A 23593-nucleotide genomic window follows, 5' to 3' on the forward strand; every position below is an offset into this window, starting at 1 on the left:
GTTTCTCAAGCTGTGCAGACAAACGCCTATACCAATTAGTTACTTTCATTCAGGAATATTCTGCAAATCATTCGGGAACGTTAAAGAAAAATAACTCGAAAGTCGAGCGCCCTTAATGACTGACCAAACACAGATCTCATTCACTACTGTAGATCAAAACGCCGATTTCATCGAAGCAGCCTTGTTCTATTCAAATGATCTCAAAAAAAGAAGAATATCCTTTAACGGAACTGAAGGAATTCTCTTTTATCTAGAGTCCATGGCAGACATGGAACTGGTTGAGCAGAATGTGATTGCTCCTTTTCACAATAGCAAAAACAAAGAGCTTTCCAAACTATTTACAACGCTCAGCTTCGGTGTGGAAACAGAACTAAATAAAGGCATTCAGGGACTTATTAACGGAGGCTGCCTCTACTTTGTTGAAGGAATATCTGAATTTTATATCCTCTCTACTCCTGCCAAACACGAACGAACTATAACCGAACCTCTGAATGAAGCAGTTATTCGGGGGCCGCATAACGGTTTTATTGAAGATATGACGGTTAACTTATACCTGATCCGTAAACAAATCACCACTCCAAACCTTACTGTTCGCTACTTCACCCTTGGGAAAATCGCTCCCAAAAAGGTAGCTTTAATCTATATGGAGAACCTTGCCAAACCTGAATTAGTAAAAAAAGTAGAATCTAGAATAAAAAAAATCACTCTTGATTCGGTGCTCTCCACCGGATTTATTCAGGAATTAACGGAGGATAATTCCTACTCTATATTTCCACAACATATCAATACTGAGCGCCCAGACCATACCTCCTTCTACTTGCTGAAAGGATACGTCACAATCCTGCTGGATGGAGATCCCACAGCTCTGATTGTACCTGCCAGCTTCTTCACCTTCTATCAGACGCCGGATGATTATAGCAATCGATGGCTGATTGCTTCCTTTGTCCGTTTTATCCGTCTGATTGGTTTTGTAACAGCATTCCAACTGCCCGCGCTCTATATTGCCACCGTTTCTTTTCACTCCAGTGTCCTTCCCTTGCAATTGTTTTTTACGATTCAAGGTTCACTGACCCGGATCCCATTTCCTCCGTTGGTTGAAGCAATGCTGCTTGAACTCATATTCGAATTGCTTCGGGAGGCAGGGCTCCGTCTGCCCAGCCGTGTAGGTCAAACCATTGGGATTGTAGGCGGTTTGGTCATCGGGGATGCCATTGTTAAAGCTGGATTGGTCTCTTACACAATGATCATCGTTGTTGCATTGACTGCCATATCATCCTTTCTCATCCCTTCCAACGAGATGAGCTCCGCGATCCGATTTATGCGGTTTCCACTTATGGTTGCGGCCTCTTTGTTCGGATATATTGGGATATCATTTGGGTTGACACTTATTTTTGTACATTTGTGTAAGCTTGAATCTTTTGGACAACCTTACCTTACACCGCTAAGCCCGATAAATATTCAAGGCTTGAAAGACACCTTTTTGCGCCTTCCGATATGGTCCATCCGCAAGAATACAAGCAAATCAGGGGCAGAAGAAGAATAATCATTTAATCTGAACTGACAGGAGTTATAAGAATGACTCAAAAAGAAAAAATGATAACGAGGGGGCAACTTTTCTGCTTTATGATTCAAGCTCAAATCGGGGTTGGCATTCTGTCTCTTCCCTTCAAGCTTAACGAAGCGGCCAAGGGTGGAGGAGCGCTCTCTGTTTTGATTGCGGGCATCATTACCCAACTTGTTATCATTCTTCTATGGGTTCTGCTGAAAAATTCCCCCGGACTCAACTTATTTTCTATATGTTTAAAGCTCGGAGGTCCAATTATCGGTAGAATACTTATAATCGCTTACATCAGTTACTTTGTTCTGCTTGGCTCCAATATTATGTTCAGTGCGGTAGAGGTGCTGCAGAGGTGGATTCTGCAATCCACACCAAGATGGGCTATATTAACCCTCTTTTCGATCATGACTCTCTATTTGGCAAGGGAAAAGCTTACAGTGTTGGCCAGATTCTATACATTGGCAACAGTTCTTTTTGTCCCGCTTATACTATTTGTCAGCTATGGTTTAACTCAAGCTCATTTTGAATTTATGCTCCCCCTTTTGGAGAACGGATTCTGGAATGTCGTGAAGGGAGCACAGGAATCAACTAAATCTATGTATGGTTTCGAAATGATGATGATCGTCTATCCGCTTTCCGAAGGTACAAATAAACAAAAATTAATGACCATTAGTCTAGCCAGCGGGTTCGTAACCCTGCTCTATGTCTTTGTGGTCTCTACCTGTCTAATGGTATTTAACTCCGAGCAAATCAAAATCATGCCCGAACCCGTCATCTACTTAGTAAAATCTCTTAACTTTTATATCGTGGACCGTGCAGATATCCTATTTCTGCCGATTTGGGCCATCACGCTTGTTTGTTCTATTGTTAGCTACTGTTACGCAGCATCCATTGGACTCAGTGTTTTATTTAGTCGAAAAAGCCATAAACATTTTGCCCCGTTTGTAAAAATCATTACTTTTATGATCGCACTTGCACCTGTAACTCCTGCTGATGTACATCTTTTTGATACAGCCGCTAACTATGCGACCTATGTGTTTATTGCCGGATTATCGATGGTATTGCTGATGATTTCCCTATTTATGAAGAGAAAGCCAGGTGGTCTTGCATGAAGTTTGACATGAAATTCAAGTCGCATTTACTTTTAATTGCCCTTGTTTCCATCTGTCTCACTGGATGTTGGGACCGGGAATATTTGAAAGACCTGCATCTGGCTTATTGTGCAGCAATTGATTATACAGAGAACGGAGAGATCAAAGAAACCATCGAATTAATCATCCCCCCCGATATTGAGCAGAAAGCTACCAAGAATGAAATCCATTCGAGTTTCGGACCGACTGTGCGCAATGCGAGCAATCAATTGCGAAATAAAGTTAGGGGAAACATTAGATTTATTAAATATGGTTTTGAGCTTATGGGAAGGACTACGGCTGAGCGTGGCCTGTACCCTATTCTGGATGTGAATTACAGGGATCCAAGCAATCCAACATCCAACGTTCGGCTAATTATTACGGAAGGAGAAGCTGCCCAAATTCTTGAGCAAAAAAAGGTTGGGGAATTAAAGATCGGGGAATTCATTAAGCAAAAGATCGATAGTCTGGAAGAAATGAGTATTTTTCCAAAAGAAACGGCAGATACCGTGTTCCGTTCCCTGATGGATCCAGGGCATGACTTTGCTCTTCCATATCTAGGTAGAGATGAGGGCGATATAATCACGAAAGGGGTGGCTCTCTTTCATGACCAGAATTACAGCGGAATGTTGAACCCCGATCAGTCAATCATGATGGTTCTGCTGATGGGACAACAGGGGAAAAATGCCCGCTTCACTAAGAAACTTGATTTGGGACATTCCGATGATATTCGGAATTTCATTACTATTAATGTGGGTTCAAAAAAATTAAAGCGGCAATTCAAGGTATCCGTTTCTGCTGATGAAAGCATTGATGTGAATTTGGGCTTAGAGCTGCAAGCCGTCGTAGAAGAGTTTACGGATGTACTCGACGAAAAAGAACTTAAAAAAGTCAATCAAGATCTTTCGGATTTGCTTACAAAGGAAGCCAAGACAGTTGTTAATGAAATCCAAAAGGCAAACTGTGACATCTTTGGTGTAGGAAGAAAACTTATTGCTTATCATCACAATATCTGGAGCAACAAAAATTGGTCTGAGGATTACCGGAAAGTAAAATTCCATACCAAGGTTGATGTTAAAATTGTAAGTACGGGCATTCTACAATAGATCCTTGATTGGTCTTTTTCAATATTCTATTGTTATTAATGGTAATCCAATCGTAACGCGGCTGCTGCCCTCTTTTGCATCCTGATGAATAGCTGTCTGTAGAACTACCTCGTGGTTTCCGCTGATTACGGAATGTAACAATGCTGATGTACTATAAGTATGGCTGGCTGTTGTTTCGTCTTCGTAGCTTTCCTGTACTTTAAGATCGGGCAGCTGTGCGTACATATTCTGCTCCGTTAACAGTAGAGCCTTCTGAGGGTGCTCCTGCTCCTTCGCAGCCCCCTGAAGCGAGGTATTCCATTCCGCTGTGATGCCGATCTTCTGTAGTTTCGCGCCAGCTTCTTCTGCTTCAGCTTGCAGATCCGGAGTATTTAACAAATCAGGTGTCTCCAGGGTTACAATCACATAACTACGTCCGTTTCCCAGCTCACTCCAGAACATGGTGGTTTGCAAACCGGCTTTGTCGGCAGCCGAACGGTAAGTAAGATGTTCCCCCCCGTCTTCCCGGCTAGTTTCTCCCAACCCAAGATCATCGGATAGGTTAGTTGCAGTGACACCAGCCTCTAGACCATCACCATTGAATTCTCCCTGCCATTTTAAAACTAATCGAAGAGGGGAGCCGGGTACTGTAACACTTTTACCAAGGGAGGTCAGGAGAGGAAGTGACTTCTTCAATTGGGCGATCTGGCTGATCTCTTTTTCACCTTCGCCCCGAAAACCTGCCAAAAGTAACGCAGTACAGCATAGAATCAATACCAGCAACATTCCTTTAATACCACTTTTTCGGCCTGCACCGTGTCTCTTCCCCTTACTTTCTTCCACATACCCCACAATCCAACACCCTCTCAATCCGGTCTATTAATCTACTAAACAGGATGTCCGCTTTACAAGATTTTATACGGAGACAAGTATTTTCATATACTCGTGCACACAAAAAAACCAGCCCTTCTTACTCTGGCCAGTTCTTGTACTCACACCAATTGGGATATCCAATTATTCAGCTAGTCCATTTTTATATGCATAAATTGCTGCTTGGGTCCGGTCTTCCACACCCAGCTTCGCGAGAATATTCGTTACATGAAATTTCACAGTCTTGATCCCAATAATTAGTTGGTCCGCGATATCCTGATTCGATTTACCTTGCGCCAGCAGGCGTAATACTTCCATCTCGCGCTCCGTAAGCTCTTTATAAGCAGGGGATTCACCCTTTGCATTGTTTCGAAAACGATTCATCATTTTAGAGGCGACCTGTGACTCCAGTACAGACTGGCCTCTTGCCGCAGCGCGTATGGCATCTGCCACTTCACTAGCTCGTGAGGTCTTTAGTAGATAACTGAACGCACCTGCTTCAATCACCGGATACATTTTTTCATCATCCAGATAGCTTGTCAACACAATAACTTTGATTTCGGGATACTGCTTCATTAAGTGTTTGGTCGTTTCAATCCCATCCATCCCATCCATTACGAGATCCATCAGGACTACATCCGGATTGTACTCTTGTGCCAGGCGGATACCTTCCTCACCACTTCCAGCTTCCCCTACGACTTCAATTCCGTCTTCAGTACCTAGAACAGCAGCTAGTCCGATCCGTACCATTTCATGATCATCTACAAGCAATACCTTAATGGCTTCCTCCATCTCCATGGTCACTCTTTCCTCCTATTATTCATTGACTAACGGAACGGTAATTTCAATCCGCATTCCTTTACCCGGAGCGGTAATAAACTGAATGGAACCTCCGATTTCATTCATCCGCTCCTGCATATTCGACAAACCGTAGGAAGTTTGTTTACTATCATCCAATTCAAAACCAATCCCATCATCACGGAGCGTCAAACGAACCGTATCTCCTCGCCGATGCAGCCTGATTTCCATCTTTTCTGCTTTCGCATGACGAAGCGTATTGGAGATTGCCTCCTGCACAATACGGAATAAGTGATTCTCTACCCCTTTTAGCAATTGTACATCAGGGTCCATCTCGAACACGATTTCAATCGGAACCTTAACCTTAAGTTCCTTGATCAACTCCTGCAGCCCCTGCTCTAATCCCTTACCTTCCAAATAAACAGGTCTTAAATGAAGCAATAGTGCTCTCATCTCTGATTGGGCTACAGCAGACATTTCTTCGATAAGTGCAATTTGCCGTTGCGCCTTGTCAAAATCCTTCTCCAGCGTCCGGCCTACAGCCGTGGCGGTCATAGAGATCGCGAACAACTGCTGTGAGACTGCATCATGCAATTCACGCGCAAGCCGCTGGCGCTCTTCCATAATAGCAGATACTCGTGCTTGCTCCGCGAGCTTCGCGTTATTTGTAGACAATCGCTGCAGTGTTGTCACTTGGTTTTCCCATTTTCCACTAATTCGGCCTAATTGTTCTCCGAGCCTTCCCAGCTCATCGTCACCCAAGTCAGGCATAGATAGCGTTAAGTTTCCCTTCTCCCACAATACGAGAGTTTCTCTCAGGCGTTCCAACTTTCGCTTTACTCGGAAGCTCTGATAGAAACCAAAGCCAACCCCGAACCCCATGGGCAGCAGAATTAGAGTAAATGCCGTGCGTAATCCAATCATCCAGCTTTCAAAAGGCTTTAAATAGCCATATGTATACATGGTGTACAATATCACAAGCAGCATGACAAAAGAGAACAGAGCCCCCTCACCCATACTGCGTGACATCATATTTTTGTTCTTTTTATCCATACGGGGACCCTCCCTTCTGTATCAAACTAATCAGGATAATCGCACATCCAAATCTCCCATCAAATAAGACACACTAAACTTTACCTTATATTCACTGCTCTCATAGTTAGGGGACTTCCAATTCAGACGGTTTAGCATACCAGTATCGCGCCCATTACCGAATTCAATCGATCCAAAAAGCACAAAGGCTTCTATTTCCACACCATAATCATCTGACAATTGAATGTCCATATCACCAAAGATTCCTTGAAACAGCATAACCGTTTCCTTTTGCTCCGCCATAGCCAGTGAAAGATCAAGATCGGCCTCTCCAAGGATATGCCATGAGCTGAGGCTATGCATCACCCAGGGTGAGCGATCCCAGTCAAATCTAGACGAAAAGTTTTGCTTCTGCATAAACCCTTCCTTACGCTGAACTCTTTTGGATTTAGTAAAAAACATCCCCAATGAAATCAAACAAATCCCCAGCACGAGCACTAAATGATCCAGCAAAAGTAATATAGCGCCAATCCCGAGCAGCTTATAACCCTGCTTCACTTTTCCTGACGTCGTGCGGTAGACCCCTAGGAACAGGAATAGAAGCGCGACAATGGAGAAAAAGCCGAGCCATCTACCAAAAATCATCATGCAGCCAACACCGATCAGTCCGATGGCAATCAAACGGTTTCGTTTATCCATTTCGCACCTCCTAAAAGTTTTGCGTAGCAAAACTAACTTCGTAAGCAAAACTACAACCATCAATATATTATAGCCAGCCGCTACAAAAGCCATATCGGTATGGAGATCCATACCGTATGGCTTCTTCTTGTCCAGCATATCATATCTACTTAAGTTTTAGGAACAGGATTTATTCTTCTTTTTTGTTTAAAGAAGGAGCAGCCGGTGTATCATTCAGCTTGCTTCTCAGTGCAGCCAGTTGCTCATCCACTTTCAGTTGCTTCTCAACATCGACTGGTTTAGTGTAGGCAGCGGATGGGCTGTAAGGTGCACGCATTACATCTGCTTCTGCTTCAAGCTGCATAATCTTCTCTTCCATCCGGTGGAATCCGAGTGACGCACTGCCACTTTCGATGGAATGTACGCTGCTGATTTGCGTCATTTGTTTCTTCGCTTTAGCCATTTGAGCACGGGATACGAGCTCGTTACGCTTGTTGCGCAACTTGTAGAATTCATCCTTCATATCATGCAGCTGCCCAACCAATTCCTTCGCTTGCACTTCAGCTTGAGCATGAAGATCGCTGTATTCCGCTTGTTTTTGATCGAAGTAGATTTTTTCTTCCAACAGCTTGCGAGTCACTTCTTCTTGGCCGTTTTTCAGTGCCAATTCAGCTTGTGCTCCACGTTGTGCGGACATTTTTGCTGCTTCTTCCACGCGTTGTTTCATGCGGCGTTCGTTCGCCATTTGCTTGGCAACTGTAACTTCTGCTTCGTGGATTTCAGCCTCCATATCGCGCAGATATTGGTTAAGCATTACGATTGGGTCCTCTACCTTATCCAACAAGTCATTTACCGACGCCTTAGTCATATCTTTAATTCTTTGAAATACTCCCATGATTTACAATTCCCCTTTCTCATATTTAGACAGTTTTTGTTTGAGTTCTTCTACTTCTTTTTGCAAAGCCTTCTTCTCGATATCCTTCATCATCGCATCCAAACCGGAATCCGGAGCTGAATATGCGTTGTTCTTCTCAAAATTAGGATTGTAGTTAGGTTGGCGTCCATAAGGTCCATGTCCGCCATTAGCATGCGGTCCGTGTCCATGTTCCGGTCTACCTGAGTAAGGACCATCGAATGGGCCACCCGGTGCACCAGGGCCTGGTCCGAAAGGATTATAATGCGTAGGCTCCTTCGGAATGACCAGCGCTGCAATGAAGTACACTGGAATCACGGCACCTCCTGTAAACGGAATGCTGACCAGTAACAGAATCCGGAATAGCGTGGAATCAATACCGAGTGTCTCAGATAATCCACCTGCAAGACCCGTCATCACTTTATCTCTAGTTGAACGATATAATCGACTCATAGCGCTACTCCTTTCCACCATTGTTCAGTTTCTCCTTTAAGCGAGCCATTTCTCTTTCGAGTACGGTTGCTACAGTCTCACCTGCTTGCACCGCATATTCCTGTCCCATGCGACGCACATCGCGCAAGCTCTTCGCTTCTAATTCCCAATCTGACATCCGATCTTCCAGACGTCCGAACATTTTGGGAACATCACCGCCGTTACCATAAGCACTTGCTCTTTGGTTCATACGTTGCTGTAGTCTCAGCGACTCCATCCGTGCCGCGTAATACTGACGTTTGCTGTACACTGTCTGATACTCTATTTTCAGCTCATTCAGCTGTCCTTCAAGTTCAAACAAGGATTGCTTACTTTGTTCAAGTAGCCCGCTGTACTGCTCCAACTTTTCCTCGTGAATGATCTTTTCTTGCAAAGCCAGCTTTGCCAGATGATCTTCGCCCGCTTTTAATGCGAGTAACGCCTGTTCCTCACGTTTATTTCTCATGGCAGTCGCTTGATTCACTTGCTGCTGCAATTGCTTCGTATGTGAAGCGTATTGCTGATACAGTCTTTCAGCTTCACTGATTTCCTCGCGAGTTGAATGTAGAAATTGATCAATTAGCTTCACAGGATCTTGACTTTGCTCTAGACGTTCATTTAGATTAGCTACTGTAATATCCCTCATGCGACGAAAAACACTCATAATCTCCTGCTCCCTCCCTGCTTCTTGTTTAAGTACAATTCTTCTTAATAAGTACCATTTCTTCTACCCTTTAAAGCTGACACTCCCCATACGATCAACGCCACACCTAGCAGTGGTCCGATGATCCAGGAAAGCTTCGCGATCAAGGTCATGACACCAATGAACATTAGTACCCAACCGATAACCTTGCGTCCACTCTTAATCCCATAGTACCCGAGAACAACCAGCAATACTGGGAACAGTAGTCTGAAAATACCGTGAATCAGAGGAAGCGCTAAACCGAGTAGCATTACCGCACCAATCACAATCAGCACAACCGCCAATCCGTTTCCTTGTCTTCTTTGCATTATTTTCTCACCGCCTTTCGTTGTCCTTAACCTTATAGCCTTATTCTAGAGCAATTCGCAGACTTTCAAAACAGACCAACGACGGTTTTTGGTACTGGACCTTAGTCGAGGTAGCTGTGCGACTGCAGACCACTATAGGGCTAGCAAAGCACTTTTCCTCCATGAAATAGCGACTTTAATGAGAAAAACCCCCAATTTAGGGGGCTAAGCTTCGAGTACATTCAGAATCAGCGTAACGGCAAAAATATAGAAAAAACACTGCCTTTACTTAACTCCGATCTCACTTTTATATATCCACCCTGCTCGGTCACAATTTTACGGGCTAAATAAAGGCCTATACCAACACCTTCTGTTCCATTACAACCCGCTCCTCGGTAAAATCGTTTGAAAATGTCATTCATCTCAGCGACAGGAATTCCTATTCCACCATCAGCAATATCAATCCTTGCAAAAAGATCATATCTGCGAATCGTAATTCTAACACTGCAGGACCCGAGCGTATATTTCAGAGCATTATCGATGATGTTATAGATAGCTTCTCCCGTCCACTTGGGATCATGTTGCAGCGTAATCTCCTGATCCATTTCCAGTAAGATCTCTATATTCTTTTGCTCGGCTGCTGGAAATGCCTGTTTGATCGCTGACAGCACAGTATTCTCAAGTTTATGCTTCTCCGCAGCATGAAGCTCTATAATACCGGATTCGAGCCGTGATAACTTGATCAGATTCTCCATAAGCCAAGACAGCTTCTCAATCTGACTACCCATATGGCGAGTAAATTCACTGCGTGTTTCAGCGGGGAGCCCTTCATCCATAAGAAGACTGTTATACATCCCTAAATTGGCTAAAGGGGTCTTCAGTTGATGAGAGATATCAGAGATCAATGTTTTGACTTCATGACTCTCTTCACGGTAGCGCTGCTTCTGCGAAGACAACAGCTCAGATAATTGAATAACCTGATGCTGTAATTTAGAGAGGAGTGTATCCTCCTGCACCGGGAACATCTGAGTCATTTGTCCATTGATAAGATCTTGAATCAATCCCGACAATGAAGATAGCGTGTTTAGCATTTCTTTACGAAGCGCGAGCACAAAACTTATAAACAGCAGAGCCATCACGCTAATAAACACCACGCATCCAATAACTACATACTTCTCAGGCTTATAATAGATAAGCATAGATACAAACAACACAACGACTACTGACAAAAGGGTGAACGAGCTCCAAATAATTTTTCTAAAAGGGTTCTTCATCCTTACTCTCCCCATGTGTAGCCAATACCGAATACAGTTTTAATGTATTGACAATCTTTAGGGTCATCCTCAATTTTGGCCCGTAACCTACGAATATTTACGCTTAGCGTATTCTCATCCACGAAATTACCTTCTATATCCCATAGCTTCTCCAGCATTAACCTCCGAGTTAGAACCTGACCGCTATTCTCGGTTAAGATAGCAAGGAGACGATGCTCATTGGTGGTTAGTTTTATCTCTTGTCCATATTTGTAAACCTTCATTTTGGCTGAGTTAATTGTAATATCCTTGTATTGAAACAGCTCTGAGCCACCATCAGTGCCTGTTCGTCGAAGAACAGCCTTAACACGCTGCAAAAGTACGACCATGCTAAATGGCTTCGCAATATAATCATCAGCTCCTAGCCCAAATCCAGCTACCATATCCTGCTCAGTATCGTTGGCAGTTAGAAATATAACCGGAATGGAACTCGTTCGCCGAATTTCCTGGCACAGTGCAAGACCACTCCCATCTGGGAGGTTAATGTCCAAAAGGACCAGACTGATGGTCTGATCCTGAATTCTAGAAGCCGCCTCCTGAAAAGAATAGGCCTGAATAATATTATAGTTTTCTTTTGCAAGCATGAACTTCAGCCCCTCGTTTAAGAGACGGTCATCCTCTACAATTAGAATGGTTGTCATTAAACTCACCTCTATACTTATCATTGTAACAAGCAGAGGAAGGCTACGCTGTTAATTAATTAGCTCTATTCCATTTGCCGCAGACGCTCCACAATGCTGTCCTTTTTGATTTGCTTATAAGCAATAAGCGGAACACTCAGGCAAACCGCAAAAACGAGTACAATCGCAATAGAAAGCGGAAGGGTTGGAAAGCTAAATACTGCATAAGTAGCCTCTTGGCTGAACAGGCTATAAGCACCGTAACTGATTAATGTGCCTATTGTTGAGATTAGCAGTGTCGATATGATCGCATAACCTGCCCCTTCAAACAGCAACAGCTTTCTCATCTGCTTAGAGGTCATCCCGATGCTCTCCATCACTGCGAACTCCAGCTTCCGAGCTACAACCCCTGTATACATAATATTAACGTAATTCAAAATTCCAATCAGCGCTAGAATGAGCGCAATGCCGCCACCCATAATGTAAAAGGTTAGCTTAGCCGATTCCATGAACTTTTCCATATACAGCTTCGACTCCAGCTTCAGCTCTCCATCTCCGCCGATGAGTCCTTCCAATTGATCGGTAATCGGCTTCCAGTCTTTTGGGTCTGCATTAATATATACTTTACTTATAAGTGGGTCATTCATGAGTTTCTCCATAGCAGTATGGCTAATGTATACATTCGGAGCTACAAAGTGTGACGACCCTAGAGAGCTGAAATCAGCAAGCCCTCCAATTTCGAAAGATTGTGCTGCATCGCTGTTTATAGGACTAATTTGAAAGTTATCTCCAATCTTAATACCAGCGAGACTAAAATTGTCCAGCAAGGCAATCTCACCCTTTTCAAAACGTTCCTTATCCACAGTGATTCCTAATTTTTCTTCCATCTTCTTAACCTGATCTGAATCTACCCCAATAACATGGGTCATTGAGAACATGCTTTGAGGCTCAGCCAATTGATCATCGGTAGGGCGATCTGTGTGATATGATTTTGCGAATTCATCCACATACTTACTGAAGACCTCAGGATCATACTTGATCTGACCTATCCCACTATAAGCTTTAAAGACCTCTTTTACTCCCTTTATATCCTGAATTTCCTTGATCATATCCGCTGTAATCTTGGCTTTCTCTTCCCCCTCAAATCCAAAGGACATCGTTTGATTGGACAGCGTGAAATCGTTATCCATGTATTCAGCAATAAAATGATCTGTACTCATACTAAGCACAAGTGTATTGATCACCAGAAAAGTTGTCAGTCCCAGAAATAAAGAGAGAAACACAACCATCGCCCGTTTTTTCACTCTAAAAATATTACGCCAAGCCAGTCGGTGCAGCTTAGATCCGCCAGTTCCCCGCTTCGTCTTAGCTTTAACCATCGTCCCTGTATATCTCACCGCTTCTATTGGAGAAACTTTGCCAGCGATAGAGGCAGGTTTGATAGCGCTAAACATGGTGGTCATCCAAGCAAATAACGCAGCTCCAATAAAGATTAACGGGTGAAAAGAAATCACCACGCCCGTATCCAAATCCATTGTACTCATAGCCAGCGGCACCATTACGAAGGAAGTCACAGCTCCTGCGGCAAGTCCCAGTGGGATAGCGATAAGTGCTAACCGTGAAGCCTGTGCCCTAACTATTTTTTTAATCTGCCGTTGTGTAGTTCCTAGCGTTCTAAGCAGACCGTAGAACCTGGTATCCCGTGAGACAGAAATATAAAGCACATTATAAATCAATAAATATCCGCTCAACATAACAAATAATATAATTCCAGCGTAACCAATCAAAGTTGCTGTTCTATCCGAAGAGGTAGACGATTGGTTAGAGACAGGTTCAAGCTTTTGATTTTTTCCCAAAGGAATATCCTGTTGCAAACGTGAGATAAGTACATCCGTATTTTTCTCATTAAAAAGAATAGTGGCATTTTTGGGATTCTTAAGATCTACGCCATGAGCTGTAGCAAAAGCCCCCGATACCAGCATAGCTCCAGAATTTCCGGTACGGACATGACTGTAATCGGTAAACCATCCACTTAGTACGAAATTGCTACTTTGCTGAGATTTCACCCCATCGCGGGTAACAGAGTAAGTTAACGGCAAGCTCATACCAATCTGTGGATCATCCATCCCCATTGACTGTAATATCCATAAAGGAACGGCGATTTCATTTTCCTTATCTGGATAAGTTCCCTTTAGACCATCGATCACTGGTTTACGCATCTCTGTCCATTCTGTAGAGTCATACCAGAGCAGAGCTAAATTAAGATCTCCTATTTCTGGCGTATTGATCACATTACCTACTCTGGACTGGAGTCCGATGGTCTTAATATAGGAGAGTTCCTTTAACTTGTTCATTTGTTGTTCTGACGGGGAGGTTAAGTAGACATCCGCCATGGTTCCGTTTATTTTCAATTGCTGCATTTCGAAGGTCTTATAGTTACTCAGTCCAATACTAAAAAAAGAAGTGATGAGCCAGGTAGTAAGCACGATGGCGAGAATCACAAAACGATTTCGGGTCCGATTGGCTTTCAGGCTTCTGCTCGTCAGCTTTTTAACAACGGGCTTATTACTGTTTGGAAACATCATCACAATGCCCCTCCAGTAATTTTACCGTCCTCTATCCGGATAGTCCGGTCTGCAAGCTGAGCAATCTCTTCATTATGAGTAATCATTAGAATCGTCTGATTAAACTGTCTGCTTGTTACTTTGAGTAAACCAATGACCTCCTGGCTAGTGATGCTGTCCAAGTTCCCTGTAGGTTCATCTGCTAGGATAATGGAAGGTTTTGCTGCCAAGGCCCGTGCGATGGCTACCCTTTGCTGCTGACCGCCTGAAAGCTGACCAGGGAGGTTGTCCAATTTTTGCGAAAGACCTAACGTATTCACAATATGATCCACGAAATCCTTGTCTATTTTGTTTCCATCCAGCTCTATGGGCAACACAATATTCTCGTATACATTAAGAATCGGCACTAGATTATAGTTCTGAAACACAAATCCGATCTTTCTTCTTCTAAATACCGTCAACTCATCATCCTTCATCCCAAAAATATTTTTACCATCTATGATCACCTGACCCTCTGTCGCCCGATCAAGCCCGCCTAGCATATGTAAGAGCGTTGATTTGCCACTTCCTGAAGTCCCGACAATCGCTATAAATTCACCGTTGTGTACCTCTACATTAATACCATCCAGTGCCTTGACCAGGTTAGTCCCCTTACCGTAATGTTTTGTGAGATTAATTGCGCTGAGTACAGACATATTTCCCATCTCCATTCCGCTTTGTTATTCTACAACCCATTATATAGAGCAGTTCTTACATTCTAGTGACACACTAAAATATCCCCACAAAGTGGGGACTCCCAATACATACTTGCTGATATGTAAAAAAAAGACTTGCCCATAATGGACAAGTCTCTATAAATTGCTGACCTAGCTGTTTAAGCTTATTTAAAAGCAGGCAACGCAATATCCGCATAGTTATCTTCAAGGAATTTCTTCACTTCTGGTCCGCTAATCCGTTTAGCTAGCTTCTGGATCGCATCAGAGTCCTTGTTGTCTTCACGCGCAACCAAGGTGATCGTGAATTCAGAATCCGCGCCTTCAGTAATCAGTGCATCTTTCTTTGGTGTCAATCCAAGCGGGCTGGCATAAGCCGGAGTCATTGCCACTAGATCTCCATCATCCAGCATACGGGCCAACATCAATAGATCTACTTCCTCAAACTTAAAGTTTTTTGGATTCTCAGTAATGTCTGCTTGTGTAGCCTTGATACCTACACCTTCTTTTAGCTTAATCAAATCAGCTGCAGCGAACATTTGTAAAGAACGGCCGATATTTGAAGGGTCATTAGCCATTACTAGTGTTGCGCCTTCCGGCAGGTCCGCAACATTCTTGTAACGTTTCGAGTATCCACCGTAAATAGCGTCATAGACAGGCTGTACCTCTACTAGATTGGAGCCTTTGCTTTCATTAAATTGCTTCATATAAGGAACATGTTGGAAAAAGTTAGCGTCTACCTCTTTATTCGCCAAAGCCTCATTAGGCTGCACATTGTCAGACAGCACAACGATTTCAAGATCAATGCCATCTTCCTTCAGAAGTGGCTTCACAATATCCAGAATTTCCGTCATTGGTGGAATCAATGTAGCAATCTTTAATTTCGTTAGCTCATCGCTACCTTTTGCAGAATTGTTCTCGGCTGCTTTATTAGAGCCACAACCCGCTACGACCAATACCATTAACATAAGCACAACTATCATTGATTTTTTCATTACTACAACTAACCCCCAGTTTATATGTTTAACCATTTTGTATTACAAAATTTGATGTACGGGTTGAACGATTAACGCTTATCTAACAGCCGTGAGATCGTACCTCCTGTGAATTGAACCAACTGAACCAATACAATCATCACAACAATCGCATAGATCATCACTTCAGTCTCAAAACGCTGATATCCGTAACGGATCGCAAAATCACCAACCCCGCCCCCTCCAACAACCCCCATTACGGTCGAGTAAGAGATAAAACTAATGGTGGAGGTAGTAAGTCCGAGCACTAGACCCGAACGAGCCTCTACATACAGAAACTTAAAGATCAACCCCAGCTTCGAGGCTCCCATAGACAACGCCGCTTCTATGACTCCTTTAGGAACCTCCAGCAAAGACTGCTCCACCAGACGAGAGTAATAAGCAATGGCAACAATGGATAACGGAACCGTGGCAGCCATTGTTCCAATCGCAGTTCCGACGAGGAAACGAGTGACCGGAATGAGTGCAACCACAAGCAGCAGGAATGGAAATGAACGGATAATATTTACGATGCTGTTGAGTACCAGTGACAATGTTTTGTTCTCATAGAGCTGCCCTTTTCGGCAAAAAAACAATAACGTCCCAAGCGGAAGCCCCAGCAGCAGTGCGGCACCAACAGAAATACCGACCATTATAAAAGTTTCTCCGATCGATTCCCACATTTGTGCCTGATATTGAAGTACACTATCAAACATGCGTTTCCCCCGCTTTACCCAGAATTTGATCCCGGTAAGAGCCAGTACGGACTGCAGCAGGCCGGAAATCACCATCTTGGCGTGAGAATGAATCTACGATTCGACCATTTTCCATCACCGATACGTGAGTGCATATGCTTTTGACAACATCCATCTCATGCGTAACAATCACTACCGTAACCCCAAGGCCCCCATTAATATGCTTCAGGACATCTAGAATATCCGCAGTTGTTCCTGGATCTAGTGAGGATGTTGGTTCGTCACATAGCAATAGTCCTGGACTGTTTGAAAGCGCCCGGGCGATCGCCACACGTTGTCGCTGTCCTCCACTTAGCTGTGCGGGATATTGCTCTGCCTTATCAGCCAATCCGACAAAATCGAGACATTCCTTCACCCGCTTCAACCGTTCACGCTTCGGCACCCCGGCCAGTTCCAGAGGGATCGAAATGTTGCGGCTTACCGTGACGTTATTGACCAGATTAAATTGCTGAAAAATCATCCCAATCTTTTCCCTAGCTTTCCGTAGCTGTTTACTCGGCATTTCGGTTAAATTATGCCCTTCTACGGTAACTGTCCCTTGATCCGGCTTTTCCAGCAGATTAATCAATCGTAGCAGCGTGGATTTCCCTGCCCCGCTTTCACCAATAATCCCGTGAATCGATCCCTTCTTCACATCAAGCGATACATCATCTACCGCCTGATATGTGCCGTCCTTCAGCTTGAATCCTTTACTCACCCGACTCAGCGATAGGATTGCAAACTCCCCCTTCCTTTCCGTTTATTCTGAAACCTTCTAAGCCAAGGTTTGTACTATAATTATTTAAAAACTGTTTTACTAAAAATCTCTTTAAATAATAAGGCATTTTATGTTCTGTGTCATCATTTTTATTTTAGTAATATATCAGATTAAAAGAATTAAAGAATAAAAGCCCATTAAATCGGACTATTTTTGCGTGCTTATCTCCCAATAAATGACTGAGCTTAATCCCTCTTCAAATCAGGATTCTCCTGTTACCTAACTCCTAAACCCGCTGTTACATCTATTTCAAGAACTAGATCGCCACGAAAAAAAGGATGTCTAAGCTCGATAGCTTAAGACATCCTTTCATTCTTTTCGTAATCCTTGTTCTAAGACTTTTCGGCAAGCTCTCCTCGAATCTTCAAGAAGACCTGATAGCTGCGCTCTGCGCATTCCGAAATCGCTATCGGATGAAACCCGGGTAGATCCGCATATAGCGTATCATGGAGCGATTCAACCCACGAAGCCGGCAACACATTTGCTCCAAGCTTCGCTCCCATAATAGAACCCACTGTAGCACCATTACAGTCTGTATCCATTCCTCCGTAAACGGATGTAACGACCACTTTTTCAAAATCATTCCCGCCATAGACCAGCGAAGCAGCTACAAGAGCAGCATTATTATTGGTGTGCACCGCATCATAGTGACTGAATGTATCCCAAATCTTACTTACCAGCTCCCGCTCACTTTTGGCCTTCTGCGCAATATCTATACCTCGTAGAACGTCATTTGCCAGACGACTAGTACTAGGGATCTCACTAAGACCAATTTCAAGAATACGCTCGTTATCTTTTTCAGCAAAAGCTGCCGAAATCATCGCCGCATTAAACATCTCGCCATAGATCCCGTTCTTCACATGTGAAAAAGAAGCATCACGCCAGCCTAGCTCCGCCGCAAGCTCAGGATGGCCTGCTGCACCATACGCCAGTCCGTCTGCGCGTATAGCCGCACCGATCCACTCCCGGTATGGATTTAAGTGCATCCGCACTCTTTCCTGCCGCGCCAACCAATCCGCAGGCTTCTCACCATGCAGATGAGACGTTTCCTGCGCAAAATTCATATACGACTGTGTCTCTGCCGTACATACCTGGGCGTATGTCAGATGTTTATGCCAGAGCTTCCCGATATCCCAAGAATCCCAGTTCAGCCCCTTTTGCTCCAGCAGCATAAGGCCTAGAACCGTGTAACGAATATCATCATCGCTCTCCATAAACTTAATAGTCTCGCTGGTACTCGCATACGTCCAATCACTTAAACCAAGACCATATTCTGCCTCTGCCCGTGAATGCCCAGGGGTATATCCAGTAATTGGCCATGCATCGGCACCACGGAACCACAGCTCAATATTCTCCCAACCCGGACGTCCATCTTTACCGTAGAGGTAGTCCCAATACTCCAATGGTTTGCCAAGTGCGCAACCGACGCTTCTACCTAGCCAAGCTCCGTAGAACTTATCTCTCCATTCTGCTTCGCTCCAGTCAGCCTCAAGCTTACGTGGACCTTCTGGACGAAGACGACGAATCTCCTCCAGTGAAGACGGCTCTTCATAAGGAAAGTCCTCAGTAACCGTGAGCTCCATCAACTCGTTGTATACTTGCATCAGCTTAATCTCATCGGCACCTGCAGCGGCTAGTTTATCCGCGAAGCCTTCAATCTTGCAGCCTTCTTCTCCACGCTGAACCAATTCAAACTGAACCGTCTCCTGAAGTCTCTCCCATCCTGCCATAGGTTAGTTCCCTTCAGCCGCAAGCAGCTCTTGATCTAGCTTTTCCAGTGAATCAAAAATCAACTTCATAAATGCTTCCCGGTCTACTCCCACCAGGACTTCTACATTCGCTGGGCGATCCGTCTTCTTTCGTTTGTCTGCAACCGTCATTCCCCGCGTCAGCTTACTTTCTGTCTCTACCGTTACATATAGATGCTCGGATTCAAACAGTTCTGGGTGCAAGAGCCAAGCTACGGCGCATGGATCATGCAGTGCACTACCGACATAGCCCATTTTCTTTCCGAAGATCGAATAGAAATCTAACAGCTCTCCGACCATAGTGGACACTGGCCCACGCTCTTTCAATGCTACGATCTCATCTTCGAAAATGGCAGCCTTATCGGTCACATCCAGACCACTCATCGTAATCGGAATACCCGATTCAAACACGATACGAGCAGCTTCAGGATCTACATAGATGTTAAACTCCGCAGTAGAGGTTACATTTCCATAAGAAATTCCTCCGCCCATCAGTGAAATCTTTTCAATTCTTTCCTTAATCTCTGGATAAGCAGTGATTAGCAGGGCGATATTTGTTAAAGGAGCCATCGGTACGAGCGTAATCTTCTCCTCCGAAGAACGGATAATATTCAGCATGAATTCCACAGCGCCTTCTTCTACAGGCCGGAATTTACTTGGTGGCAATAGTGGGCCGTCCATGCCTGATTCACCATGCGCTTCCTCCCCTGTAACAAGCTTGCCGAACAGCGGACCCGCAGCCCCTTTGGCTACAGGAATATCAGCATTCACAAAGCTGATCACTTTAAGTGCGTTTTCTGTGATTTTATCGAGGATCTGGTTTCCACCAACCGTTGTAATCCCGCGCAGATCCAGCTTCTCCGAATTTGCTATTGCAAGCAGGATAGCGATTGCGTCATCATGTCCTGGATCGCAGTCAATAATAATAGGTGTTCGCATAGTCATTCACTCCTTAGTTGTATAAATCCTCGTTACTCCTATCGCTATTTCACTAGCGGGCTCTTTAGCTTTTTGTTCTTCTTCCGTGTCTCAGATACGGCATAGATCACTAGTCCAATTACCGTTGCTACATAAGGAAGCGTCCCGATCAGTTCTGCAGGAATCTTCAGGACCTGTAACGCATTCGACAAGGCGTCTGCCGTACCAAATAATAGAGAGGTCAGCGCCGTGCCCACAGTCGTACTTCTCCCCATAGACTCTGCAGCAATCGCAATCCAGCCCCGACCAGCGATCATATCGCGAGTGAACAGTGAAAGGTAACCCATCGACATGTAAGCTCCACCCAAACCAGCGAAAAATCCACTAAGCAGCAAAGCCATATACTGTATTTTCACAACACTTACTCCCACAGATTGAGCCGCATGTGGATTTTCACCCACTGAACGAATGCGCAGACCAAGTGGTGTACGGTTTAAGAGATAGTAGACAACAAACACAGCAATGATAGATACATACGTCAAAATGTGATGTCCTGATAGAATAGGCCCCAGCACTGGAATGTCCTTCAGTAAAGGAATCTCTACACTAGGTAGCACTTTACTCGCCAGAGAAGTAGAAGAACCCTTGTCTCCACTCAGCAGATAAAGAATAAACACGGTTCCTCCCGAAGCGAACATATTAATAGCTACACCGCCGAGAATGATATGTGTTTTAAATTTCAGTGTGAAAAAAGCTAATATTCCAGCGATCAGTGTTCCGGACATCACAGCCCCAAGTAAACCTACCCACGCACTATGCGTGTAGCTGCTTACAATGACACCGGCTAACGCCGCGACAAGCATGATGCCTTCCATACCAATGTTGATGATGCCAGCCCTATTAGAGATTAACGCTCCCAATGCGGCGAATAGAATCGGTGTCGTCACTCGAAGAACAGAAAACGCAAAGTCAGTCGTAAAAATTACATCAAACAAGCTGTTCACGCTTCCTTCGCCTCCTTCAAGAGCATCCGATTTTTCCAGAACTTCAGAAATTGTTCAGCCGAAATCAGAAGAATGATAATCGCCTGTATAATAGAAATCATCTCTGAAGGTACATCCGATAGACGTGCCATCATGTCGGCTCCGATCCGGATATATGCAAGGAACAATGCAGCGCCGATTACGGATAGCGGATTATTCTTGGCTAACATCGCTACAAGAGCACCATCTAAGCCATAACCTGGTAACGATGTCCATTGGAATCGATTGTACATCCCTAGCACTTCTACGGAACCACCCATTCCCGCGATAAAACCAGCAATCAAGTGAACCAGTATAATAACCTTCGCGGTCTTCATGCCTGAATAACGTGCAAAGTTCCGGTTGATGCCTGTCATTCGCAGCTCATATCCCCATTTAGTCTTGTATAGGAATAAATGCGCTGCAATAATAAGCACGATAACGATAATAAGTCCGGTATGAATACGGGTGCCAGGTACCATTTTACTCAGCAGTGCCGTTTTCTCGAATTTGTAGGATACATTGGCAAATGCTTTTGCATCACGTAAGTGATAGTTCAGTAGATATAAACCTACTCCAAACAAAATATTATTGAACATCAGGGATGTAACGAGCTCATTAGCATTCCATTTGGCTTTGAGGATCCCGGGTATTGCCGAGAGCAACGCACCAACAATAGAACCCGCAGCAATAGCTACGATCGGATGAAGCCACCCGTCCAGCGTTAAATGAATAGCCAACACGGAAGTTACAACACCGGAGAAATAGAAAATCCCTTCAGCTCCCAAATTGAACATATTTGCCCGGAACAACAAGGAAACTGCTAGCCCAGTGAACATGAGCGGAATGGCCATCTCAATCACATTACCGATATGACCTTTACTGGATAGCGGCTCAAATAGGAATATCCCAATCGTCTTCACCGGCTGATTGCTGACCAATGAGATGATCAGAAAAGCAATAGCGAGTGCAATTACGATTACTGCCGATGTTCGAATGTATTCAAAATATTTTACTTTAAACATGATTTACGGCCCTCCTGATTTGCTCCTCGTCCTGTCGATGAATCCCTAGCATATAAAGCCCTAATTCTTCTTCACTAACCTTGGAAGGCTCCTCGAAAAAGGCAACAATCTTTCCTTCATACATCACTAGTAGACTATCGCTGATCTCCAAGATCTCATTTAAGTCTGCTGACACTAGCAAAATAGCGCAATCGTCTGAGCGCAGCTCCAACAGCTTTTGATGTATGAACTGCGCCGCGCCTATATCCACGCCCCGTGTCGGCTGCTCTGCAATAAGCAGTTGCGGTTCTGTAGAACACTCTCTAGCTACGACAACCTTCTGCATGTTACCACCTGATAACATACCTATTGGCTGAGAAGGTCCCGAACAGCGGACTTTAAATTCTTCTACAAGTGATACTGCAAGCTTGGCAATTCGTGATCCATTTAAAAAGGGACCTTTATTCATAGCTTTTGTACGATACTGAGTGGACAGCAGATTATCCGCTATGCTCGCATCACTGGCTATCCCTTGATGCATCCTATCCTCTGGGATATAGGAAACGCCTAGCTTACGAATATCTAAAATATCCGATTCACGAATATCTTTTCCCTTCACTAGCACAGAGCCTTGGCTTGAGACCCCTCTTAGGCTACCCGTAAGAGCCTCAATGAGCTGTGTCTGCCCATTCCCTTCTACACCAGCAATCCCGATAATTTGTCCCCCGCGTACTGCAAAGTTGATATCTGTTAGCAACGCTTTGCCGTGTGCATCATTTACACCTAAGCCCTGCACAGTGAGTACTGGCTCCCCAATAGACAGAATCTCCTTGTCATATTTCAACACGACGTCTCTGCCCACCATAAGGCGTGAGATTTCTTGCTCCGTGACATCCTTCGTTTGGAAGACACCTTCACTACGTCCACTACGCATGATCGTAATTCTGTCACAGATCGCTTTAACTTCTTTCAACTTGTGTGAAATAAAAACAATCGTATGACCCTGCTCTCTTAATTGCTTAAGCTCCCGGAACAATTCCTCTGTTTCCTGTGGGGTCAACACTGCGGTCGGCTCATCCAGAACGAGGATTTTTGCACCACGCAGCAGCGCCTTCAGAATTTCAACCTTTTGCTTCATACCAACCGTGAGATCCTCCACTTTTGCTTTTGGATCCACTGCCAGATTGTATTTTTTCGCAGTCTCTTCGGTCATGCGTACAGCTTCTGCATAATTGATGCCAACGCCCTTACGAGGTTCCATGCCCAGCACCATGTTCTCTGCTACCGTAAAAGAAGGGACCAGCATAAAATGCTGGTGAACCATACCAATCCCTCTATCAATGGCATCCTGAGCAGATTGCAGCTTCACTTTTTCACCCTTGATAAAGATTTCACCTTCACTAGGCTCTTCCATGCCGAACATGATCTTCATTAAAGTTGATTTACCAGCGCCGTTCTCGCCTGCAATCGCATGAATTTCTCCCTCACGTAAAGAAAAATGCACGTCTTTATTTGCAACGACACCATTGGGATACACCTTGGTAATTCCCCGCATTTCCAGCAGAGCTTTGTTCATAGGTCTCAACGCCTTTCGACTTGGAGGTCTGCAAAAATATACAGCTGGAATTCTTCTAAAGAAGA

Annotated in this window: 23 protein-coding genes; 3 read left to right on the plus strand and 20 right to left on the minus strand. The window is 44.2% G+C overall.

Going from position 1 to position 23593, the window contains the following annotated elements:
• The first annotated feature begins 115 nt into the window (after positions 1–115).
• Genes H70737_RS25245 through H70737_RS25255 form a run of 3 tightly spaced genes read left to right on the plus strand, consistent with a single transcriptional unit; the run spans position 116 to position 3794 of the window.
• On the plus strand, positions 116–1543 hold the full coding sequence (locus tag H70737_RS25245) for a spore germination protein (protein ID WP_042191753.1): 1428 nt from the start codon (positions 116–118) through the stop codon (positions 1541–1543).
• A gap of 32 nt (positions 1544–1575) precedes the next feature.
• The gene (locus H70737_RS25250) at positions 1576–2670 is read left to right on the plus strand and encodes a GerAB/ArcD/ProY family transporter (protein WP_042191755.1); all 1095 of its coding nucleotides are present in this window, start codon (positions 1576–1578) and stop codon (positions 2668–2670) included.
• Positions 2667–3794, plus strand: a complete 1128-nt coding sequence (locus tag H70737_RS25255; protein ID WP_052404420.1) for a Ger(x)C family spore germination protein — start codon at positions 2667–2669, stop codon at positions 3792–3794. The genes H70737_RS25250 and H70737_RS25255 overlap by 4 nt, the downstream gene beginning before the upstream one ends.
• A gap of 18 nt (positions 3795–3812) precedes the next feature.
• Here H70737_RS25255 and H70737_RS25260 read toward each other — a convergent pair whose 3' ends face one another.
• From H70737_RS25260 to H70737_RS25355, 20 genes are all read right to left on the minus strand, one after another.
• Positions 3813–4625 carry a YwmB family TATA-box binding protein gene (locus tag H70737_RS25260; RefSeq protein ID WP_042191759.1) on the minus strand — a complete coding sequence of 271 codons (813 nt, stop codon included), beginning with the start codon at positions 4623–4625 and terminating at the stop codon, positions 3813–3815.
• 162 nt (positions 4626–4787) lie between these two features.
• Positions 4788–5441: a response regulator gene (locus H70737_RS25265; RefSeq protein ID WP_179085807.1), complete on the minus strand. Its 654-nt coding sequence runs from the start codon at positions 5439–5441 to the stop codon at positions 4788–4790.
• 18 nt (positions 5442–5459) lie between these two features.
• Complete coding sequence (locus H70737_RS25270) at positions 5460–6494, minus strand: sensor histidine kinase (RefSeq protein WP_042191761.1); 1035 nt, start codon at positions 6492–6494, stop codon at positions 5460–5462.
• A gap of 30 nt (positions 6495–6524) precedes the next feature.
• Positions 6525–7172: a cell wall-active antibiotics response protein LiaF gene (gene liaF / locus H70737_RS25275; RefSeq protein ID WP_042191763.1), complete on the minus strand. Its 648-nt coding sequence runs from the start codon at positions 7170–7172 to the stop codon at positions 6525–6527.
• Between the two features lie 169 nt (positions 7173–7341).
• A complete protein-coding gene (locus tag H70737_RS25280; protein ID WP_042191765.1) occupies positions 7342–8046 on the minus strand; it encodes a PspA/IM30 family protein in 705 nt (234 codons plus the stop codon).
• Between the two features lie 3 nt (positions 8047–8049).
• Positions 8050–8517 (minus strand): PspC domain-containing protein, encoded by a 468-nt coding sequence (locus H70737_RS25285; protein WP_042194525.1) that lies wholly within the window; start codon positions 8515–8517, stop codon positions 8050–8052.
• A 4-nt stretch (positions 8518–8521) separates the two neighbouring features.
• Entirely contained in the window at positions 8522–9199 is a 678-nt protein-coding gene (locus H70737_RS25290; protein WP_042130994.1) for a PspA/IM30 family protein, read from the minus strand.
• Between the two features lie 44 nt (positions 9200–9243).
• Positions 9244–9546 carry a LiaF transmembrane domain-containing protein gene (locus H70737_RS25295; protein ID WP_042191767.1) on the minus strand — a complete coding sequence of 101 codons (303 nt, stop codon included), beginning with the start codon at positions 9544–9546 and terminating at the stop codon, positions 9244–9246.
• Positions 9547–9773: 227 nt separating this feature from the next.
• Positions 9774–10799, minus strand: coding sequence for a sensor histidine kinase (locus H70737_RS25300; RefSeq protein WP_042191769.1), 1026 nt, complete (start codon positions 10797–10799; stop codon positions 9774–9776).
• A gap of 2 nt (positions 10800–10801) precedes the next feature.
• The gene (locus tag H70737_RS25305) at positions 10802–11479 is read right to left on the minus strand and encodes a response regulator transcription factor (RefSeq protein ID WP_042191771.1); all 678 of its coding nucleotides are present in this window, start codon (positions 11477–11479) and stop codon (positions 10802–10804) included.
• A gap of 65 nt (positions 11480–11544) precedes the next feature.
• Positions 11545–14043 carry an ABC transporter permease gene (locus tag H70737_RS25310; protein ID WP_042191773.1) on the minus strand — a complete coding sequence of 833 codons (2499 nt, stop codon included), beginning with the start codon at positions 14041–14043 and terminating at the stop codon, positions 11545–11547.
• Positions 14043–14717 (minus strand): ABC transporter ATP-binding protein, encoded by a 675-nt coding sequence (locus tag H70737_RS25315; protein ID WP_042191775.1) that lies wholly within the window; start codon positions 14715–14717, stop codon positions 14043–14045. Before H70737_RS25315 ends, H70737_RS25310 begins: the two co-directional genes overlap by 1 nt.
• Positions 14718–14902: 185 nt before the next feature.
• Complete coding sequence (locus H70737_RS25320) at positions 14903–15730, minus strand: MetQ/NlpA family ABC transporter substrate-binding protein (protein WP_042191777.1); 828 nt, start codon at positions 15728–15730, stop codon at positions 14903–14905.
• A gap of 71 nt (positions 15731–15801) precedes the next feature.
• Positions 15802–16464 carry a methionine ABC transporter permease gene (locus tag H70737_RS25325; protein ID WP_042191779.1) on the minus strand — a complete coding sequence of 221 codons (663 nt, stop codon included), beginning with the start codon at positions 16462–16464 and terminating at the stop codon, positions 15802–15804.
• Positions 16457–17218: a methionine ABC transporter ATP-binding protein gene (locus tag H70737_RS25330; RefSeq protein WP_081951211.1), complete on the minus strand. Its 762-nt coding sequence runs from the start codon at positions 17216–17218 to the stop codon at positions 16457–16459. The genes H70737_RS25325 and H70737_RS25330 overlap by 8 nt, the downstream gene beginning before the upstream one ends.
• Before the next feature lie 374 nt (positions 17219–17592).
• Positions 17593–18990, minus strand: coding sequence for an ADP-ribosylglycohydrolase family protein (locus H70737_RS25335; RefSeq protein WP_042191781.1), 1398 nt, complete (start codon positions 18988–18990; stop codon positions 17593–17595).
• Positions 18991–18993: 3 nt separating this feature from the next.
• Positions 18994–19947, minus strand: coding sequence for a nucleoside hydrolase (locus H70737_RS25340; RefSeq protein WP_042191783.1), 954 nt, complete (start codon positions 19945–19947; stop codon positions 18994–18996).
• 44 nt (positions 19948–19991) lie between these two features.
• A complete protein-coding gene (locus H70737_RS25345) occupies positions 19992–20930 on the minus strand; it encodes an ABC transporter permease (protein ID WP_042191785.1) in 939 nt (312 codons plus the stop codon).
• Positions 20927–21973: an ABC transporter permease gene (locus tag H70737_RS25350; RefSeq protein WP_042131006.1), complete on the minus strand. Its 1047-nt coding sequence runs from the start codon at positions 21971–21973 to the stop codon at positions 20927–20929. Before H70737_RS25350 ends, H70737_RS25345 begins: the two co-directional genes overlap by 4 nt.
• Positions 21966–23528, minus strand: coding sequence for an ABC transporter ATP-binding protein (locus tag H70737_RS25355; RefSeq protein ID WP_042191787.1), 1563 nt, complete (start codon positions 23526–23528; stop codon positions 21966–21968). Before H70737_RS25355 ends, H70737_RS25350 begins: the two co-directional genes overlap by 8 nt.
• Positions 23529–23593 lie beyond the last annotated feature (65 nt).

The organism is Paenibacillus sp. FSL H7-0737 (assembly GCF_000758545.1).
Taxonomy (GTDB): Bacteria; Bacillota; Bacilli; order Paenibacillales; family Paenibacillaceae; genus Paenibacillus_AQ.

What these genes read in the sequence shown, in the direction of transcription:
- H70737_RS25245 (WP_042191753.1), top strand. Translation starts at nt 116, where the DNA reads ATGACTGACCAAACACAGATCTCATTCACTACTGTAGATCAAAACGCC.
- H70737_RS25250 (WP_042191755.1), top strand. Translation starts at nt 1,576, where the DNA reads ATGACTCAAAAAGAAAAAATGATAACGAGGGGGCAACTTTTCTGCTTT.
- H70737_RS25255 (WP_052404420.1), top strand. Translation starts at nt 2,667, where the DNA reads ATGAAGTTTGACATGAAATTCAAGTCGCATTTACTTTTAATTGCCCTT.
- H70737_RS25265 (WP_179085807.1), bottom strand. Translation starts at nt 5,441, where the DNA reads ATGGAGATGGAGGAAGCCATTAAGGTATTGCTTGTAGATGATCATGAA.
- H70737_RS25270 (WP_042191761.1), bottom strand. Translation starts at nt 6,494, where the DNA reads ATGGATAAAAAGAACAAAAATATGATGTCACGCAGTATGGGTGAGGGG.
- liaF (WP_042191763.1), bottom strand. Translation starts at nt 7,172, where the DNA reads ATGGATAAACGAAACCGTTTGATTGCCATCGGACTGATCGGTGTTGGC.
- H70737_RS25280 (WP_042191765.1), bottom strand. Translation starts at nt 8,046, where the DNA reads ATGGGAGTATTTCAAAGAATTAAAGATATGACTAAGGCGTCGGTAAAT.
- H70737_RS25285 (WP_042194525.1), bottom strand. Translation starts at nt 8,517, where the DNA reads ATGAGTCGATTATATCGTTCAACTAGAGATAAAGTGATGACGGGTCTT.
- H70737_RS25290 (WP_042130994.1), bottom strand. Translation starts at nt 9,199, where the DNA reads ATGAGTGTTTTTCGTCGCATGAGGGATATTACAGTAGCTAATCTAAAT.
- H70737_RS25295 (WP_042191767.1), bottom strand. Translation starts at nt 9,546, where the DNA reads ATGCAAAGAAGACAAGGAAACGGATTGGCGGTTGTGCTGATTGTGATT.
- H70737_RS25300 (WP_042191769.1), bottom strand. Translation starts at nt 10,799, where the DNA reads ATGAAGAACCCTTTTAGAAAAATTATTTGGAGCTCGTTCACCCTTTTG.
- H70737_RS25305 (WP_042191771.1), bottom strand. Translation starts at nt 11,479, where the DNA reads ATGACAACCATTCTAATTGTAGAGGATGACCGTCTCTTAAACGAGGGG.
- H70737_RS25310 (WP_042191773.1), bottom strand. Translation starts at nt 14,043, where the DNA reads ATGATGTTTCCAAACAGTAATAAGCCCGTTGTTAAAAAGCTGACGAGC.
- H70737_RS25315 (WP_042191775.1), bottom strand. Translation starts at nt 14,717, where the DNA reads ATGTCTGTACTCAGCGCAATTAATCTCACAAAACATTACGGTAAGGGG.
- H70737_RS25320 (WP_042191777.1), bottom strand. Translation starts at nt 15,730, where the DNA reads ATGAAAAAATCAATGATAGTTGTGCTTATGTTAATGGTATTGGTCGTA.
- H70737_RS25325 (WP_042191779.1), bottom strand. Translation starts at nt 16,464, where the DNA reads ATGTTTGATAGTGTACTTCAATATCAGGCACAAATGTGGGAATCGATC.
- H70737_RS25335 (WP_042191781.1), bottom strand. Translation starts at nt 18,990, where the DNA reads ATGGCAGGATGGGAGAGACTTCAGGAGACGGTTCAGTTTGAATTGGTT.
- H70737_RS25340 (WP_042191783.1), bottom strand. Translation starts at nt 19,947, where the DNA reads ATGCGAACACCTATTATTATTGACTGCGATCCAGGACATGATGACGCA.
- H70737_RS25350 (WP_042131006.1), bottom strand. Translation starts at nt 21,973, where the DNA reads ATGTTTAAAGTAAAATATTTTGAATACATTCGAACATCGGCAGTAATC.
- H70737_RS25355 (WP_042191787.1), bottom strand. Translation starts at nt 23,528, where the DNA reads ATGAACAAAGCTCTGCTGGAAATGCGGGGAATTACCAAGGTGTATCCC.